Genomic DNA, 4,075 nt, shown 5'->3' on the forward strand with positions numbered 1-4,075 from the left:
TGACCAGGGCGTGCAGGGAAACCGACCTGGAACTGTTTCAAGCAAAGCTTGGCGTCCGCGGCGGCGAGGAGGTGCTCGGCCGGATCTCCCTGCGTGGCTTGGACTTCGACGACGGCGTCACCGGCGTCGGCTACTCGGGTCCTTTCGGCGGCCCGCGGTGCTGATGTCGCCACGGGCGCGCTGTCGGCTCTGACCCGCCGGCACATGACCCTGCCTGCTCGCCTATTGAGGCTTGCTCACGTTCGCAGCCAATCGATCCTGAAGCTCCGCGTGCCGAAACTGGTAAATCGGTCCCACTGTGCGTAACACGCCTCGCTGCCTTGCGTCCTCCAAAAACCGCATGAGCCGCACCGGCGTTCGGTGCCGTAGGGCCAGCTCGATCTGGAAACAGAAGGTTGGCCACGACGCGGTCATTGCGGGGGGCAAAGCGAGCATCGCGGCAAGTCCGCCGAGCAGCCCTACCGCGAGCACGGCCGGCAACCCGAGATCGAACCGCATGCCGAAACACAGCCCTGCCGTCAGCGCGCCGAACCCGCATATGACCCCGAATCCGAGGCCGGCCATGACGTCTTGCCTCCACGAGGTAACAGGGTCGTGCGAGCGGTTGTCGTCCTGGTCCGAGACGAACAACGAAGTCCCGATCCCGAGCGTAAGCCAGAGCACCACCCCGAGCACGAGCCACCACACGAGCGCGGGCTCGAGGTCGTTGACAAAAACGAGTGCGAATCCGGTTCCGAGCCCGAGCGGGAGCGCCATCAACAATCCAGTGGTCGTGACTGGTGCCAGCCACCAGCGAACAGCGACCCGCTTGGGTTTGGTCTTCTCGCGAATGGTCGACAACGCGGACACGAGCCCGATGGCAAGCCCAACCGGCACTCCGGACGCGATCTCTCTGCCATCCGCGATCCAGTACGAAAGACCCAGCAGGAAGCCGATGGGGATTGCGGTCACGAACCAGACGGTCATCGCCCGTGCAAACAGCGCGATCCCGGGCTCGGTCCATTGCCCGATGGTCCACCACGCCAGGTCACGACTTCCGTTCCGCTTCAGGCGGTCGGCGATGTAGCCGAGCGTCCGTTCCGCGGTCTGCACGGAGTATCGAGGCTTCGGGCCACCCGCTTCCGGGGTGTATGCGGCGATGAGCACCTGGTCGAGCAGGTGGCTCTCGATCCGCTTGGGTGTCGGAAAGCGCTTGCGGTCGAGGAGTTCGTCGACCTCTCCGCTCTGTGGGTAGGTGTCGCGGAGCAGGGTCACGGTGAGTGGTCTGTTCAGCGCCCGGGCCAGGGGGCTCCGTGGATCGGCGTTGAGCTTTTCGGCGACGGCCTGCCAATTCGGTGGTGGCGGGGAGACGACGTGACGCAGTAGGTAGTCGGCGGCGTCGGCGGGCTTCAAAGACCGGAGCTCTATGACGGCAGCACCCAACAGCGGCTCGTGCTGTACGGCAGCGCGGAACTCCTCGCGCCGACTGAGCAGTACCAGGCGGAAATCGGCCTTGTTCAGCGCCTGCAACGCGATCGGCCGCAGCTGCTCCGGCATTTCATCGAGACCATCGAGAAACACCGCGATTCGTCGCGCCTGGACAAGGCTCTTCGCTTCGCGTCTCCGGAGCGGGAGGGTCTCAGCGAGTTTGTCGATGAGCCATTCGTTGAACGGTGTGCCCTCCGGGTCCCAGTTGTGCAAGGTGAACATCACCGGCACCGGAATCCCGGAGTGACCCTGCTCGCGGAACTTCAGGGCGTCGAGTAGCAGGAGAATCGCGGCGGCGCTCTTTCCCGAACCCGCATCCCCGGTGATCACCAGTCGGCCGGAGGGCAGCCCACCGTAGACGTCATACAGGGTGCTACGGTCACCCTCCTGCAAGGCAGCGCTAGTGATGACGGAAACACCCGGTAGAGGGTCGAACCGCGGCCGCCCACCCCGTGTCGACGTTGCTGCGGCCACAGGAACGGCAACAGAGAGCGCCGCTTGACGCCACCTGATAGGCAACGGTTCGACCACTAGATCACGATCGTGCGCCTCCTCGGCCCATCGTTCGTGCATGCGGGCCGCCAATCGGTCTGCGAGCCGATCCAGAGGCTCGGCCGTCCTCGACCAGAACGTCCTCACCACCCACACGACGAGTGAGCAGACTGCCACCACCACAGCCACGACGAACTGCCCGTACCCACTGGCGGTACTTTTCTCATTCGGCCCGAGCAGCGTCACCCACAGAATCCACCAGACGGCCCCCACCACGATCAGGCCCGTGACGGCCGACATCAATTGACGCACGGACATACACACTACTATCGGCGCGACCCCGAATTCGTTGTCTCGGTTGACAAGTGGATGAACCTCCACAACACCACCCGGCGGCATTCCGCGATCGGGAGCCAAAGCCCCGATGCTTTCGAGCGTTCACTGCGAACCTCAACCGCCTGAATCCGTAAGCCTCCCTGCCCACCAATCAGAGTGGGTATCGCTCGAGTGGGCGAGGATGAGCGGCGGAACCCATGTTCCGCCGCGCGTCGGCCACCCGTCGAGCCAGAGAGGGGTGTGCACCTGCTCCGGAGCGACGGCGATCGCGGTGTCAGGCTAGACGTTGTGTGTCCGGTGTCATGGACGACACTTCGTACGGCGTCACCTTGTAGATGCAGGTCAGACGGCGGGCTGGGGGCTGCGAAGGCGTGGACCGGTGTGCACGGGAAGGCGTTCGTATCCGTGCAGCGTGAAGAGCGGGCGACGGGTGGGCGCGTCGGACAATCGCAGGTCCGGAAAAGTCTCGAAGAGGGCTCGCAGAGCATGCGCCGCTTCCATCCGTGCCAGACCGGCGCCCAGACACACGTGGATACCGCTGCTGAATGACAGATGGTTGTTGGCATTGTTCCTGGTGATGTCGAAATGGGCCGGGTCGGTGAACACAGCGGGGTCGCGGTTCGCGCCGGCCAAGGACAGCACCACGGTCGAACCCGCGCGAAGTCGGGTACCGCCGATCTCCAGCGTCGTACGGGTGGTGCGGGCGGTGGTTTGCACCGGCGGATCTATCCGCAGGATTTCCTCGACCGCGTTGGGCCACAGCTCCGGTTCGGCGCGCAATCGACTCAACTGATCGGGGTGACGCAGCAGCCAGGTGACGCCCTTGCCGATCAAGTTGACCGTTGTTTCGAAGCCCGCGGCCATCAGCAGGGTCGCCGAGGCGCACAGTTCGTGAGTGGACAGATCGCTTCCGGTGACGAGGTTGCTGAGGATATCGTCGCCGGGTTCAGCGCGAAGGCGGTCGATGTGCTCCATGAGATATCGGTGCACTCGCTCCGAGGATTCCATCGCCCGCTGATGTGTGCGCCAGGAGATCCCCAGGTCGAGCAACGGGCTGATGTCGTCGCCCCAGCGCAGGAACATCTCGCGGTCGGAGTCCGGGAAGCCGAGTATTTCGGAGATGATGGCGATGGGCACCTGCGCGGCGTACTGCATCACCAGATCTGCGGGCCCGTCGTCGGGAAGCGTCGCGAGCAGCTCCTCTGTAACGGTCTCGATTCTCTCTCGAAGCCGGGCGATGGCACGTGGCGTGAAGGCCGCGGTCACCGGTTTACGCATCCGGGTGTGCTCGGGCTGGTCGATCACCAGCATCGACGGAGCGTCCACCGGGTTCGGCGGGACGGGCCGGCGGTGCAGGACGCGCCGTACGGGGCGCGGCGCGAGCACCGTCGGTACGCCCACACCGAAACGTTTGTCGCGCAATATTTCTCGAGCCATATCGTGATCGAAGGTGATCCATACCGGGTGGGCCCGGATCAATCCGCCCTTCCCGCGCATCTTCTCGATCAGAGCGTACGGGTTATCTATCCCCTCCCGGCTGCCGATCAATTGCGCGAACAGATCACCGCGACGGAGTTGCACCTTCGTGAAGAGGCGGATCACCCCGTGGTTGTTGACCCACCGATACAGGTACTGCGGTTTCATCGAGCCCCCCATCGTCGAACTGTCCCGCCCAGTAGGAAAGTGTGGACATGGCATGTCTCGTGACTGTCGCCCGGAAGTACCCGCGCCTCGGCCGTACTCGTGTAGGCGGGCATCCGGCCGTCGTCGAGCCGAGTCG

At 64.5% G+C, this 4,075-nt stretch carries 2 protein-coding genes; both read right to left on the minus strand.

Annotated elements, in window-relative coordinates; all coding sequences use genetic code 11:
* Positions 1-222: 222 nt before the first annotated feature.
* Positions 223-2,277 carry an NACHT domain-containing protein gene (locus NMI01S_RS13300; RefSeq protein ID WP_062997105.1) on the minus strand — a complete coding sequence of 685 codons (2,055 nt, stop codon included), beginning with the start codon at positions 2,275-2,277 and terminating at the stop codon, positions 223-225.
* 360 nt (positions 2,278-2,637) lie between these two features.
* Positions 2,638-3,939, minus strand: a complete 1,302-nt coding sequence (locus NMI01S_RS13305) for a cytochrome P450 (protein ID WP_062997107.1) — start codon at positions 3,937-3,939, stop codon at positions 2,638-2,640.
* Positions 3,940-4,075: the final 136 nt, after the last annotated feature.

Source organism: Nocardia mikamii NBRC 108933, from assembly GCF_001613505.1.
Lineage (GTDB): Bacteria > Actinomycetota > Actinomycetes > Mycobacteriales > Mycobacteriaceae > Nocardia > Nocardia mikamii.